Source organism: Qingrenia yutianensis (assembly GCF_014385105.1).
GTDB classification, from domain to species: domain Bacteria; phylum Bacillota; class Clostridia; order UMGS1810; family UMGS1810; genus Qingrenia; species Qingrenia yutianensis.
Window position 1 is genome coordinate 34,554 of sequence record NZ_JACRTE010000007.1, and the last position, 14,550, is coordinate 49,103.

General features: G+C 43.0%; 10 protein-coding genes. 7 read left to right on the plus strand and 3 right to left on the minus strand.

Annotated features, from left to right (window positions below):
* Positions 1-14: 14 nt before the first annotated feature.
* From H8706_RS07310 to H8706_RS07320, 3 genes are read left to right on the plus strand one after another with little or no spacing between them, the layout of a single operon-like run.
* Positions 15-1,523, plus strand: a complete 1,509-nt coding sequence (locus H8706_RS07310; protein WP_262432103.1) for a response regulator transcription factor — start codon at positions 15-17, stop codon at positions 1,521-1,523.
* Positions 1,524-1,535: 12 nt separating this feature from the next.
* Complete coding sequence (locus H8706_RS07315; protein ID WP_262432104.1) at positions 1,536-2,486, plus strand: ROK family protein; 951 nt, start codon at positions 1,536-1,538, stop codon at positions 2,484-2,486.
* A 27-nt stretch (positions 2,487-2,513) separates the two neighbouring features.
* A complete protein-coding gene (locus H8706_RS07320; protein ID WP_178348640.1) occupies positions 2,514-3,131 on the plus strand; it encodes a D-sedoheptulose-7-phosphate isomerase in 618 nt (205 codons plus the stop codon).
* Between the two features lie 187 nt (positions 3,132-3,318).
* On the opposite strand, the gene tsf is transcribed toward H8706_RS07320, so the two are convergent.
* Both tsf and rpsB read right to left on the minus strand, forming a co-directional pair.
* Positions 3,319-4,209, minus strand: coding sequence for a translation elongation factor Ts (tsf, locus tag H8706_RS07325; RefSeq protein ID WP_178348641.1), 891 nt, complete (start codon positions 4,207-4,209; stop codon positions 3,319-3,321).
* Between the two features lie 27 nt (positions 4,210-4,236).
* Positions 4,237-4,965 (minus strand): 30S ribosomal protein S2, encoded by a 729-nt coding sequence (gene rpsB, locus H8706_RS07330; protein WP_178348642.1) that lies wholly within the window; start codon positions 4,963-4,965, stop codon positions 4,237-4,239.
* Positions 4,966-5,555: 590 nt separating this feature from the next.
* On the opposite strand from rpsB, the gene H8706_RS07335 reads away from it, so the two are divergent.
* The 4 genes from H8706_RS07335 to H8706_RS07350 all read left to right on the plus strand — a co-directional run bounded on the left by H8706_RS07335 (position 5,556) and on the right by H8706_RS07350 (position 10,350).
* A complete protein-coding gene (locus tag H8706_RS07335; protein WP_178348643.1) occupies positions 5,556-5,999 on the plus strand; it encodes a DUF4830 domain-containing protein in 444 nt (147 codons plus the stop codon).
* 3 nt (positions 6,000-6,002) lie between these two features.
* On the plus strand, positions 6,003-6,743 hold the full coding sequence (locus tag H8706_RS07340; protein WP_262432105.1) for a pseudouridine synthase: 741 nt from the start codon (positions 6,003-6,005) through the stop codon (positions 6,741-6,743).
* On the plus strand, positions 6,715-8,868 hold the full coding sequence (locus tag H8706_RS07345) for a Tex family protein (protein ID WP_262432106.1): 2,154 nt from the start codon (positions 6,715-6,717) through the stop codon (positions 8,866-8,868). The genes H8706_RS07340 and H8706_RS07345 overlap by 29 nt, the downstream gene beginning before the upstream one ends.
* A 369-nt stretch (positions 8,869-9,237) precedes the next feature.
* On the plus strand, positions 9,238-10,350 hold the full coding sequence (locus H8706_RS07350; protein WP_262432107.1) for an ABC transporter ATP-binding protein: 1,113 nt from the start codon (positions 9,238-9,240) through the stop codon (positions 10,348-10,350).
* A 564-nt stretch (positions 10,351-10,914) separates the two neighbouring features.
* Here the strand turns inward: H8706_RS07350 and H8706_RS07355 are convergent.
* Positions 10,915-14,253, minus strand: a complete 3,339-nt coding sequence (locus tag H8706_RS07355; RefSeq protein ID WP_262432108.1) for an S-layer homology domain-containing protein — start codon at positions 14,251-14,253, stop codon at positions 10,915-10,917.
* Between the last annotated feature and the right edge of the window lie 297 nt (positions 14,254-14,550).

The following is a 14,550-nucleotide window of genomic DNA, read 5'->3' on the forward strand; positions in this document are numbered from 1 at the left end:
GGAGCGTTTGTCCGATGGTAAACATTATGATTGTTGACGACGAAACGCCGTCAAGACGGCAGGTTTTGAGCGAGCTTACAAAGCTCGGATACGAGCGGAAAAACATCTGCGAGGCGCAAAACAGCACGGCGGCGCTGAAGCTTATGCAGAATTTCAAGCCCGACATTTTAATCAGCGACATAAGTATGCCCAAAATGCTCGGCACAGACCTTGCACAGAGGGTTTTGGAGATTTATCCGAAATGTAAAATTATATTTTTCACGGGTTACTCCGACAAAGCGTATATGAAAGCGGCAATCAGGCTCAACGTTGTGGATTACCTTGAAAAACCGCTTGACTCCGCGGAATTTGCCGCGGCGGTGAAAAAAGCCGAGGACGAGGCGAAAGAGCTTGCAACGCAGGATATATTTGCCGATGAAACGGGCGCGCGTCTTTTGGAGTATATGTTCAAAAACCAGAGCGTTCCCGATGAACTTAAAAATCTTCCGCAGTACAAGGCGGTGACAAACTCGCGCGTGCTTGCCGCGATTATCGTTCCCGAGGGCGAATACGACCTTGCGTCGGTGGCGAAAAGCCTTATAAACAACGCAAAACAGACGTCGGTGAACGTTATAAACCGCTACAAAAATAACGGCGTGATTGAGGTTTTGTTCTACTCAAACACCATAAATTTAAAACAAGACACAGAAAAAATTTTCCGCGCGCTTTTTTCAAATCTCAAGGACGGCGAAACAGTGAAATGCGCCGCCGGCAGTGTGGAAATGAGCGGAAAAGATACCTACATATCGTACGAAAACGCGGTCTGCGCACTGGACAACGCGTTTTTCCACCAGCCGAACAAGGCAATTTTTTATTCCGAGCAGACGGGCAAAAACGACATTGATAACGACAAAATCACAAAGGAATTTTACAATCTTCTCACCGAGGAAAAGTATGCCGAGGCGAAAACTCTCGCCGAAAATTTATACAAGCATTTATACAAAAGCAACATTATGATGAGCTCGGCGGCAAAAAAGCTTTACTACAACATTTCCGAGATGATTTACAAGTTTTTCAAGAATTATTTTTTCGCCTACAACAACGAATACAGCCTTTTTGACAACGCGTTTGACATTCTCGAGGCAAAGTCGCTGGACGATTTGCACAATCATCTTCTCGGAACGCTCACGCGCATTGAAAAGCTGGTTAACACCGCGGATTTCAACAGCCTTGTGAAATCTGCACTTCTTTATATGGAAAGAAATTTTCAAAATCCAAACCTTTCCATTGTGGATATTGCCACAGGGTGCAGCGTCAACGCGAACTATCTTTGCGGTACGTTTAAGTCGATAACCGGCGAAACAATCAACCATTACGTCAACAATCTGCGCGTTAACAAGGCGAAAAATCTCATTCTCGACACCAACAAAAGCATTGCCGAAATATCCTCGCTGTGCGGTTTTAACGACGCGAAATATTTCTGCAAGGTTTTTGCAAAATACACAAATCACACACCGACAAGCTTTAAGAAAAAATTCAAATAGAGGTGACTTCTTTTGATTATCGGCATTGACATCGGAGGCACGAAATGCGCCGTTATAAAGGGAAATTTGGACGAAAACGGCAAAATTGAAATTATAAAAAAAATTAAAACCGACACAAAAAACATAAAACCCGAAAAGGCGCTTGACCTTTTCTGCAAGCAGATTGACGAGATTGCGGACGGCGAAAAAATCGACGCAATCGGCGTGAGCTGCGGAGGCCCGCTGGACGAAAAAAGGGGCGTTATTATGTCGCCTCCCAATCTGCCAGGCTGGGACGACGTGGAAATTAAAAAATTTTTGGAAAACAAATATCACGTCAGCGTTTCGGTGCGCAACGACGCGAACGCGTGCGCGCTTGCCGAGTGGAAATTCGGCGCGGCGAGAGGATATTCCAACGTTGTTTTTCTCACGTTCGGCACGGGTATGGGCGCCGGTTTGATACTTGACGGCAAGCTTTATTCCGGAACAAACGGTATGGCAGGCGAGGCGGGGCACATTCGTCTTGCGTCCGACGGTCCGCGGGGATTCGGCAAAAACGGCTCGTTTGAGGGTTTTTGCAGCGGCGGCGGAATTGCAAAAATGGGAAAATCCGAGGCGGAAAACGCGCTTAAAAACGGCAAAAGCCTGTCGTACTGCAAAAACATCGGCGAAATTGACGATATAAGCGCGAAAAAAATTGCGGAATGTGCAAACGAGGGTTTTGACGACGCAAAGGAAATTTACCGAAAATGCGCGCAGAAACTCGGTATGGGGCTGTCGATTTTGATTGACGTTTTAAATCCCGAAATTATTGTTATCGGCTCGGTTTTCAAGCGTGCGTACGGTCTTTTGGCGGACGAGATGCAAAAAGTTCTCGAAAAAGAGGCGCTTTCGTATTCGCTGGACGTTTGCAAAATTGTGCCGGCTGAATTTGACGAAAACCTGGGCGACCTTGCCGCGCTCGCGGCGGCGCTTGACAAATAGACAAACATAAGAGAAAGGACAGATGTTATGAAAAATGAATTTTACGAAAGATACCCTATGCTTAAAGAAAACGAGGATAAAATCGAGAAAGTTATCGAGGCGATTATAAATACATACAACAGCGGCGGAACAGTGCTTTTGTGCGGAAACGGCGGTTCAGAGAGCGACTGTGACCACATTGTGGGCGAATTTATGAAAGGTTTTATGCTCAAAAGACCGTTTAAGGGCGAGGACAGGAACGCGATTGTGAAAGCGTTCGGCACGGAGGACGCGGTGAAAAATTTTCAGTACGCGGTGCCTGCCATTTCGCTTCCGTCACTTTCGGCGGTTAACACGGCGTTTATCAACGACGTTGCGCCCGATTTTGTGTATGCACAGCTTATGTACGGCTACGGCAAAAAAGGTGACGTTGCGATAGGAATTTCGACGTCGGGCAACTCGAAAAACGTGGTTAACGCGCTTATCGCGGCAAAGGCAAAAGGAATGTTCACCGTTGCGCTCACGGGCGCAAAACCCAACCGTTCGGAGGAAATCGCCGACGTTTCAATAAAAGTGTGTGAAACCGAAACGTATAAGGTTCAGGAGTTGCATTTGCCGACGTATCATTATATTTGCGCCGAGGTTGAGCGACGTTTGTTTGAGTAAAAAAATTTGTGTTTGTTTGGGCAAAATTCACGAAATAAATATGTACGGGACGATGCCTGCATCGTCCCGTACAACAAAAATCACATATGTTATAATATAAAATTTAACAACACAAAAACCGCTTAAAACGTATGTTTTAAGCGGTTTTACACATCATAAAATAAATTTTAACCGTATAACGGAAAAATTACTTCATCATACTTGCAACTTCGTCAGCGAAATTTTCTTCTTTCTTTTCAAGACCCTCGCCTTTTTCAAATCTAACGAAATCAACAAGTTTAATGCCTTTTTCTGCAAGGTATTTTTCAACTTTGTAGTTGGAATCTTTAACAAATTCCTGCTGATTTAAGCAGTTGAGCTCATAGAATTTGTTAACCTTGCCTGTGAGCATTTTTTCAAGAATGTTTTCGGGTTTGCCGGCATTCTTGGGATCTTCTTTCATCTGCGCAAGAATGATATGCTTTTCTTTTTCAAGGTCTTCAGCCGGAACTGTTGTCTTGTCAAGATAAAGCGGATTCATAGCGGCAATCTGCATTGCAGCGTCTTTAGCGGCAGCTTTTGCGTCGTCTGTGAGGTCGCCCTCAACTTTAACCATAACGCCTATTCTGCCCTCGCCGTGGATATAAGTTACAACGTTTCCTTCAAAACGTGCAAATCTTCTGATTTTCATATTCTCGCCGATTGTGAGGATTTTCTCGCGGAGTTCCTCCTCAACAGTCTTTGTATCGTCGAATTTGAGAGCGTTAAGAGCCTCAAGGTCAGCAGGATTGCTGTCTGCAACAATTTTTGCAAGAGCGCCTACAAACGCTTTAAAATCAGCGTTTTTGCCGACAAAGTCGGTTTCGGAGTTAACCTCGATAATAGCGCCCACGGAAGCGTCGTCGCTTGTGTACGAGCTTACAATACCTTCAGCGGCAATTCTGCCTGCTTTTTTTGTAGCCGCCGCAAGACCTTTTTCTCTCAAAAGCTCCATAGCTTTTTCCATATCGCCGTCAGACTCGGTAAGCGCTTTTTTGCAGTCCATCATACCGCAGCCTGTTTTTTCTCTTAATTCTTTAACGTCTTTAGCTGTAAACATTAAAATTTCTCCTTTCGCAATCCGATATTATTCTTCAGCCGCTTCTTCTTTTTCAGCCTCGGGAGCGAGCTGTTCGCCCTGTCTGCCCTCGATAACCGCGTTAGCGATTGTAGCAGTGATAAGTTTTACGGCTCTGATTGCGTCGTCGTTGCCGGGGATTACATAGTCAACTTCGTCGGGATCGCAGTTTGTATCAACGATAGCAACAACGGGGATACCGAGTTTTTTAGCCTCCGCAACCGCGATTTTCTCTTTTCTCGGGTCAACGATAAAGAGCGCGCCGGGGAGTTTTTTCATATCTTTAATACCGCCGAGGTATTTGTCGAGTTTTTCGATTTCAAGGTTTAATTTGATAACTTCTTTTTTGGGAAGAAGGTCAAATGTGCCGTCCTCCTCCATTTTGCGGAGCTGATTTAATCTTTCAATTCTCTGCTTGATGGTTTTGAAGTTTGTCATCATACCGCCGAGCCATCTTGCGTTAACGTAGTACATACCTACTCTTTCGGCTTCTTCTTTAATAGAATCCTGCGCCTGTTTTTTAGTACCTACGAACAAAATGTCCTGACCGCTTTCTGCGACTTCTTTAACAAACGCATAAGCTTCTTCGATTTTTTTAACGGTTTTCTGAAGATTGATGATGTAGATACCGTTTCTTTCGGTGTAGATGTACTCTGCCATCTTCGGGTTCCATCTTCTCGTCTGGTGACCGAAGTGAACACCTGCTTCGAGAAGCTGTTTCATAGAAATTACTGACATTATAAAATTCCTCCTTTTGTTGTACCTCCGCACAAAATATCAGCCCTGACAAACAAGGCCACACGATTGGAATTTTTTGTGCGTGCGTAATCGTACGGATAATATGTTACCACAAATTACATCAAAAATCAAGAGTTTTTTTAAATTTTTTCAAACCGCAAAACACACAGGATTTTCACCGTGCCGATTTTCCTTTTTATGACGGGAATTTTACGCATCTTATGCTTTTATTTTACATATTTTTACAATTTCCGAGCATTCGGGGGTTATGTAAACCTCAAACTTTTCAACAGATAAATTATGCAAAATTTATGTAAAACTGTGGATAACTTATGTTTAAACCTCAAAATAAGGCTTGTTTTTGTGGATAACTTTGTGGATATGTGGATTATTTGCCTGATTTTATTCAAATATTACATTTGTGTTTCAAGAATTTGCGCATAAAAATTATGTCACCTTTCCGTCAATTCCGATTTCAAAATTTTTATCGCAAAACTGTTGATTTTTGACGCGATTTTTACTATACTGTTCATATCGGCTCAAAATTTTTAATAAAATTTACTGAAAATATTAAAAATGAGGGCGGATTTATGGAATTTATAAAAAGATATTTCAAGCATTTTTGTTTTGCGTTTATTGTGCTTATCGGGCTTTCTGCGGTGATTTTCAATCCCGTCGGACGGCTTGACGCAGACACCGACGCAGGACGGATTAAATTTATTGAAAAATACGGCTGGAAAGTGGAAAAAGTGCCGTATTTATGCGAAAAAGTGCAAATTCCCGTAACGTTTGACAGCGCGCTTGAAAATTATGCGCAAATTCAAAAAAGGTCGGGATTTGACCTTTCAAAGTACCGCGGTGCGGTTGCCGAGCGCTGGTCCTACCGCGTTTTAAACCACGCCGGCGACGAAAAATATGCCTATGCAAATGTTTTTGTGTATCAGGGCAAAATTATAGCCGCGGACATCGTAAGCCCGAAAATCGACGGGTTTATCACGTCGGTAAACGACACCGAATACATTAAAAAGGAGTAAAAAATGCGTCTGGACAAATTTCTGGCGGACTGCGGACAGGGCAGCCGAAAGGACATAAAAAAGATGATTACAAACGGTCTTGTGACGCTTGACGGCGCGGTTTGCAAATCGGCGCAGACGGCGGTTGACGAAAACAGCGACGTTGCGCTTTGCGGAAAAAAGATTGTTTACGAAAAATTTATCTATCTTATGATGAACAAACCGCAGGGATACATCAGCGCAACCGAAGATACGCGCAAAAAGACGGTTTTGGACCTTTTGGGCGATGAATACAAATACTTTTCGCTTTTTCCCGCGGGCAGGCTAGACATCGACACCGAGGGTTTTTTGCTCCTCACCAACGACGGAAATTTTGCGCACAATATTCTCTCGCCCAAAAAGCACGTGGACAAGACGTATTTTGCGAAAATCGACGGGCAAATCACCGATGAACACATAAAAATGTTTGCGGACGGGATTGTACTTGACGACGGCTACAAAACGCTCCCGTCGCGTCTTAAAATTTTAAAATCGGACGAAAATTCGAGCGAAATCGAAATTACCGTCCGCGAGGGCAAATTTCATCAAATAAAGCGTATGTTTGATGCCGTCGGCACGCACGTTGCGTATCTCAAACGCATTGCAATGGGCGGTCTTTATCTTGACGAAAGCCTTGGAAAAGGCGAAGTGAAAAAGCTTACAAAAGAAGAAACCGAAAAAATTACCGGAGGACAAAATGGACATAATCAAAACGCTTTGCAGTGAATTAAACATAAAAAAGGAGCAGGCGGAAAACACAATAAAACTGCTCGACGAGGGTAACACAATCGCGTTTATAGCGCGTTACCGAAAAGAAGTGACAGGCTCTTTGGACGACAAAATTCTGCGCACATTTTACGACCGTCTTAACTATCTTCGGTCGTTTAACGAGCGCAGTGACGAGATTATCCGACTCATAACCGAACAGGGCAAAATGACGGACGAAATTCTCACTGCCGTAAACAACGCGAAAATTTTGCAGGAACTTGAGGACATTTACCGTCCGTATAAGCAGAAAAAGCGCACAAGGGCGACAATCGCAAAAGAAAAAGGGCTTGAACCGCTTGCAAATATCATACTTCTTCAAAAGGAAAATTCGGGCGATTTAAACGAAATTGCGTCGCCGTTTATAAATCCCGAAAAGGGTACGGAAAGCGCGGAGGAGGCGATTTCGGGCGCGTGTGACATCATTGCCGAAATGCTGTCCGACAACGCGGACTGCCGAAAATTTATACGTAATTTCACACAGCGCGAGGGTATTCTGCGCACAAAAAATACAAAGGACGAAGACTCGGTTTACCGTATGTATTACGACTTTTCCGAACCGCTCAAAAAGGTTGCCGACCACCGCATTTTAGCCATAAACCGCGGTGAAAAAGAGGAATTTTTAAGCGTGTCCGTTGAGGTTGACGAGGACAAAATTTTTGCGCGCCTTGAAAAGGAAATTATCAAAAACGAAAATTCGATATACACCGATATTTTGAAAGAAACGGTGCGCGACGCATACAAGCGTCTTATCGCGCCGTCAATCGAGCGCGAGGTGAGGGGATTTTTCACCGAAAACGCGTCGGAAAACGCAATAAAACTGTTTTCAAAAAATCTGGACAGGCTCCTTATGCAGCCGCCGATTAAGGGCAAAACCGTTCTCGGCGTTGACCCCGGATACAGGACAGGCTGTAAGGTCGCTGTTATCGACAAAACGGGAAAGGTGTGCGACACCGGCATAATTTTCTGCACACTTGCGCATCACGATAAGGAAAAATCAAAAAAATACGTGCTTTCGCTCATTGAAAAATACGGCGTTGACCTCATTGCAATCGGCAACGGAACCGCGTCGAAAGAGAGCGAAATGTTCATTGCCGACGTTATAAAAGATGCGGACAGGAAAGTTTATTACCTTATTGTCAACGAGGCGGGCGCGTCGGTTTATTCCGCGTCGAAAGAGGGCGAGGAGGAGTTTCCCGATTTCACGGTTGAACAGCGCAGTGCGGTGTCAATCGCACGCCGCTGCCAGGACCCTCTGGTGGAATTTGTCAAAATCGACCCGAAATCAATCGGCGTGGGACAGTATCAGCACGATATGAACCAAAAACGCTTGAAAGAGGCACTCACGGGCGTTGTGGAAAACTGCGTTAACACCGTCGGCGTTGACCTTAACACCGCATCGTATGCGCTTTTGAGCTACGTTTCGGGCATAAATCAGACAGCGGCGAAAAATATCGTTAAATACCGCGAGGAAAACGGCGAATTTTCGTCGCGCAAAGAACTTTTGAAAGTTGACAAGATCGGGCCGAAAGCATTTTTGCAGTGCGCAGGATTTCTGCGCATTCCCGACGGCGGTGAAATTCTCGACAACACGGGCGTTCACCCCGAATCGTACAAAGCGGCGCGCGCACTTTTGAAAACGCTCGGCTACACCGAAAGCGACGTTGCAAACCGCGCGGTCGGCGACATTAAAGAGCGTATGAAAACCATTGATTTACAGCATTTCTGCGCAGACAACAACGTCGGCGAAATCACCGTTTCGGACATTGCCGATTCGCTTTTAAAGCCGGGCAGAGACGTCCGCGACACATTGCCGAAACCGCTTTTGCTCACCGACGTTTTGAGCATTTCCGACCTTAAAGAAGGTATGATTTTGACCGGCACGGTGCGCAATGTCACCGACTTCGGCGCGTTTGTTGACATCGGCGTTCACCAGGACGGACTTGTGCACATTTCGCAAATCTGCGACCGCTACATCAAAAACCCCACCGAGGTGCTATCGGTCGGCGACATTGTGAAAGTCAAGGTTTTGGAGGCGGACGAGGCGAAAAAGCGCATTTCGCTGTCTATAAAAGAAGCGAAATAGTGTAGCATATGCACAATAATCACAAAAAACAAGCAACGGTTTTTTGCGTTTTCACCAAAAATATTGACAAGTAAAAATCGGCAATATCCAACATAACCAAACAGGGTGCCGAAAATCGCTTTAACCGTTGTGCAAAACCCACTAAAGGCGCGGTGCAAAGGGCAAAAATTTGCCTTAAAAACAGCCTTTTTATGCAATGTTGCTAAATATCTTTTCGGATTTTTGTGCAATTACCTAATTCCATTAAATTGAAATTTGTGGTATCATATTACCGTAAACTGATATAGTGTATTTAAATGCAAAAAATTTTTTTGCAATATAAAATAACTGCCACGGTTGCAAATAATTCATCACACGGGAGGTAATAAAATGGCAAGTCTTAAATTGGATCACATTTATAAAAAATACGCAGGCGGCGTTGTTGCCGTTTCAGATTTCTGCCTCGAAATTGCCGACAAAGAATTTATCGTTCTTGTTGGACCTTCGGGCTGCGGTAAATCCACAACATTGAGAATGATTGCAGGTCTTGAAGAAATTTCGGAAGGTGAACTTTACATAGGCGACAAGCTTATGAACGACGTCGCTCCGAAAGACAGAGATATTGCAATGGTTTTCCAGAACTACGCTTTGTATCCGCATATGACGGTTTACGAAAATATGGCGTTCGGTCTTAAGCTCCGCAAAACACCGAAAGACGAAATTAACAGACGTGTTACCGAAGCTGCAAAAATCCTCGATATCGAACATCTTCTCGACAGAAAGCCGAAGGCTCTCTCAGGCGGACAGAGACAGAGGGTTGCGCTCGGCCGTGCTATCGTTCGTGAGCCTAAAGTATTCCTTATGGACGAACCGCTCTCCAACCTCGACGCGAAACTTCGTGTTCAGATGAGAACGGAAATCGGCAAACTGCATCACAGATTGCAGACAACATTTATCTATGTAACCCACGACCAGACAGAGGCTATGACAATGGGTTCGAGAATTGTTGTTATGAAAGACGGTCTTATGCAGCAGGTTGATTCGCCGATTAACCTTTACAACTATCCTTGCAATATGTTCGTTGCAGGCTTTATCGGAAGCCCGCAGATGAACTTTATCGACGCAGAGGTTGTTTCTAAAGACGGCGGAATTTATCTTACATTCGGCGACCACAGCGTTAAGCTTGAAGAAACAAAAGCTAAAGCTGTTGAAGAAAAAGGCTATGTCGGCAAAACAGTTGTTATGGGCATCCGCCCCGAAGATTTGCACGACGAAGAAGCATTTATCTCGATTGCTAAAGACTGCGTAGTTAAAGCAAACGTAGACCTTACAGAGGTTATGGGTGCTGAAACATATCTGTACCTTACAATCGCAGGAACACCGTTCGTTGCAAGAGTAAGCCCCAGAAGCACAGCACAGAAAGATGACGTTATCGACATCGCGTTCGACGCGCATAAGATACACGTATTCGACAAGGAAACACAGCTTACAATCGTTAACTGATAAACAAGCGTTGTGTTATTAAAACCAACGGAACAGCGTGAGCATCGTTCTATTACAAACATTAAAATCAAAACCTCGGTCATACGGCCGAGGTTTTTTCGTTCTTATGTGTTTTGATAATTATGCAGAAATGTGTCCATTTCTGCAATATATAATTCTATCATAAAATATTGTAGGGGACGATGCGCACATCGTCCCGTTTTGTTTTACGAAATCTATGTTGTATATCGAAATCTATGTTTGTATATTTATAACCTTATGTTTTGCGGTTTATGTTTGCATAACATTGCGGAAATTTTTGTTTTGTATGGATTTTATATATGCGGGACGATGTGGGCATCGTCCCCTGCAATGTAAATTGCACATTTCTCACAAATCGAAATTTAATCATTAAACAATATAATGATTGATATACGAGGGAATGTTTGCAAATACGCAAATAAACACGTACGGTAAATAAGCGCAAAATAAACAAACACGCGGTGCAATAAATAAACATACAAAAAAAGAACCGCTCGAAATGAGCGGTTCTTTTAATTTGCTTATATTTAACTCTGTTAAGAATTAAAGGTCAGCGTCGTCAGCTTTTACAACTGTGTCAGCTGTTTTAACTTCATCTTTGATTTCAGCGCCTACAGTGCCACCAGCAACAACTTTAACTTTGAATGTCAAAGTTTTTATATCTTTGCCATCAACTTTAACTGCAATCTTGTAAACTTTTACAGTTGCATCTGTGTTAGTTGTATCTTCCACAGCATCGCCAAATGTAATACCAGTTGTAACTTCTTTAGCATCTTCATCGTTTACTTTTTTTGTTACTTTGATAGCAGCTTTCGCAGCATCAACATCATCGTAAGTTTTGTCTTCGATTGTTGCATCATAAACGATTTTGTCTTCGCCGCCGAACAATTTAGCGGGTTTAGCCTGTGCTTTACCGTCGAACGAGATGATATCGATCTCATCATCTTCGTATGTTCTGATAAGAACGTAGTAAGCAGCATCTTTGTCAGCATCGTATTTGTCTATATCGCCGTATGTGTAAGAACCAATCGAGAGCGATGTGTTCTTTGCATTACCTGTAACTGTGTACTGGTTAGCTTTAGAAACTGTGAACTGGTCACCGTTCTTGTCAGCTTTGTAGCCTTTGCCTGCAACAGCAGCAGTTACACCAACTGTAACAGTAGCGTCGTTCGATGTCTTATCCATAATGTAACCAAGATAGAATGCGTCACCGTCTTTAACGCTTACTTTGTCACCGTCAGCAGTGTAGTTTTTAGCGAATTTAGCATTGAATGCAAATGTCTTTGTGTTGTTGCTTGCAACAGTTGTCTGACCAACTACTGCGTATTTAGAAACAAGACCTTCTGCATTTGCAGTATACATAAATACTGTACCGATTGCGAAATCTTCAGGAGCTACATCACTGTATTTCTGTGTATACTCATCATCATCGAAGATAAGTTCAACTTTTTCGCCGTCTTTGTATGCAACAACTTTAGTTACTTCTTTGTCGTCAACCATTGTGTCTCTCTTAGATTCAACGATTGCAAGACCTGCGCCGTCTTCAAATACAGCGTCAGCTGCAACGATTGCAACTGCACCGTAATATCCGTCATCATCTTTGTTGTAAAGAAGTGCGGTGTAATCATTATCGTCAACGAAGTAAGATACATCGCTTACTTTTGTGCTCGACGGATTGTCGAAGTCTACATCAAAGATAACTGCATCGTCAGCCAAGAGGTATTTACCAAGTTTCTGACCGTTAGCTTTGTATGTTTCTTTTGTAGCAGTTGTGCTTGCAATACCGAAATCTACATCTTCAGTTGTAACTTTGTCTGTAGAAGCAGGTGTTACTTCAACGATTTCATTGCTCGAGTTGAGTTTGAAAGTGATAAGTCTCTTTGCAACTTCAGCTGAACGATTAGCTTCAGTGATCTCATCAAGCTCATCTGTGAAAGCATCATTAAAGCTGTTTCTGATTTCTTTCGATGTAGACAATACATCTTTCCAAGTTGTTTTTTCGAGGCTCGATACCAAATCGGAAGAAGCTTTGTCTTTTGTATTTTCTTTGATGTATTTGCCTGTGTTCGGGTTAACAAATCTTACAGAAGAAGCGAAGTCATATGTAACCTCTTTGCCTTCTTTTGTCATAATTGTAACCTGAGGAGCAGTAGATTTGTTAGAAGATGTGTAAGCCGAGAGGATTAAGCCATAGTTGTCAGATGTAAGTTTGTCACCCTCAAAACCTACGATATCACCGTTGATACCAATGTAGAAAGTACCTTCAGCCTGAAGATCGATTTTGCTCTTGTTGTATATACCAGCATCGCCTGTAGCAACATCATAGTCTTTACCGTCAACGCTGATTGTAAGGTCAGAACCGTCTGCGTCGTACTCTTTAACTGCGCCTGTTACAGTGCTGTCTTTAAGAACAACGATATCCAAAGCTTCATAGTTAGCTTTTGCATAGTTAAGTTTCGGTCTTACTGCTTTCTCATCTTTAGAAGTGATGAGCAATGCGAGAACGTCGCCGTTAGCGATGTCTGTCATTTCAAGTGCTTTACCGTTTGCATCTTTGATAGAAACGATAGCGTCGTCGTTGTCGATATCAAGGTCAATCTTTGTGCCCTGGAGCGTTTCGATAATACCTTTCTTTTCGTCAACTTTGTCAGCAATCAAGTGCATATACTCGGAAACTTTAACGATATCATATTTGTTATCGTTATCCCAGTCAATGAACTCAACTGTTGCAGAAACGTCAGATGTCAAAGCAGTAAGGTCAGCAATGTTGTTGTTCCAAGCTGCAACGTAGTTACCGTTGAGGTTAACTTTTGTGCCGTCACCGCTTGTAACGCCGTCTTTGTAGTATCTGATGTACGGTTTTGCTTTATCACCCTTTGTCAAATCTTTTTCTGTGTCGTTAAGATCACCAGCTTTGATTACGAGTGTGTTTGTGTTGTCACCGTCGATTTCAGCAGCCTGAACAGTCCATTTGCCCGATACTTTAGAAACGTAAAGGATAACAGATGTAGCAACTAAATCTTCAGCGTCTGTAAGACCAGCCTCAAATGTGTGGTTTCTAACTGTCTGATTGTCGTTTTTGAAAGCAAGTGCGCTTTCGGGGCAATCATAGTCGTCGTCCATTGCAAAGTAGATTTTGCCGGCGTCTGTTTTGTTATTAGAACCGCTGTAGTCTACTTTAGAGTTAGCAAGGATTGTACCGCCTAATTTGTAGATACCCATTTTTGTCAAGAGAGTAGATTTGTCATGGTCATCATTTTTCTTCATGATTTCGTAAGAGATTTCTGTACCGAAACCAACCTGCTCCATAACGGGGATATCAAGTGCGTTGTAAGTCATTGTAGCAACAATGTTTCTTGCAGCGCCTGTGCCCTGTGCAGCGCCGGATACACCGTCAAGAAGACCAATCTGCGAAGCAACTGCGATATAACCTGTGGGGTAACCGCCTTTAGATGTTGCCATCGGCTCATAGCCTAATGCGCAAACGAGCATTTTAACAGCTTCTTCGTATTTAACTGCGTCGTCGGGACCGAAGTTGCCGTCGCCGTAGCCTTTAACGATACCGTACTGGTTAGCCATTTTTATGTAGCCTGTTGCCCAGTGATCAGCAGCGTCTGTGAAGTCGCATTTTCCTGTTGCAGAACCTTCAATACCTAAAAGTCTGCAAACGATTACAGCATATTCTGCTCTTGTGATTGTAGCATCGGGATTAAAGTTGCCGTTGTCGTCACCTTTAAAGAATCCCATTGCTGCGAGTGTTTCGATTGCACTTGCATAATCAGCGTCATCTGCAACGTCCGGGAAAGAACCTGCAAAAGCAACTGTGGAGAGCATCATAGCGAATACTACAACAAGTGCCAAAACCTTTTTGAGATTTTTCATAGTCTCAAATCCTCCTTATAAAATATTTGTTTTGAAAGAGATTAACTTAAGTCGTGCTTAAGCCGCCTCTTTCATTTACAGCTTAATCACTTTATCGGAAAAGGATCTTCATATACATTCAAAATACATTTAATATGTACTTAAAGGCACACTAAAGACACCTTCACCAAGCTTGTGTTCATTATAGCACCCGTTTAAAATGCCGTCAAGAACAATTTATTGTTGTAACAAAAATGTAAAAATAGCGAAATATTAGTTACATTTTTGATAAACACTTTGTAACATTTCTATTATTTT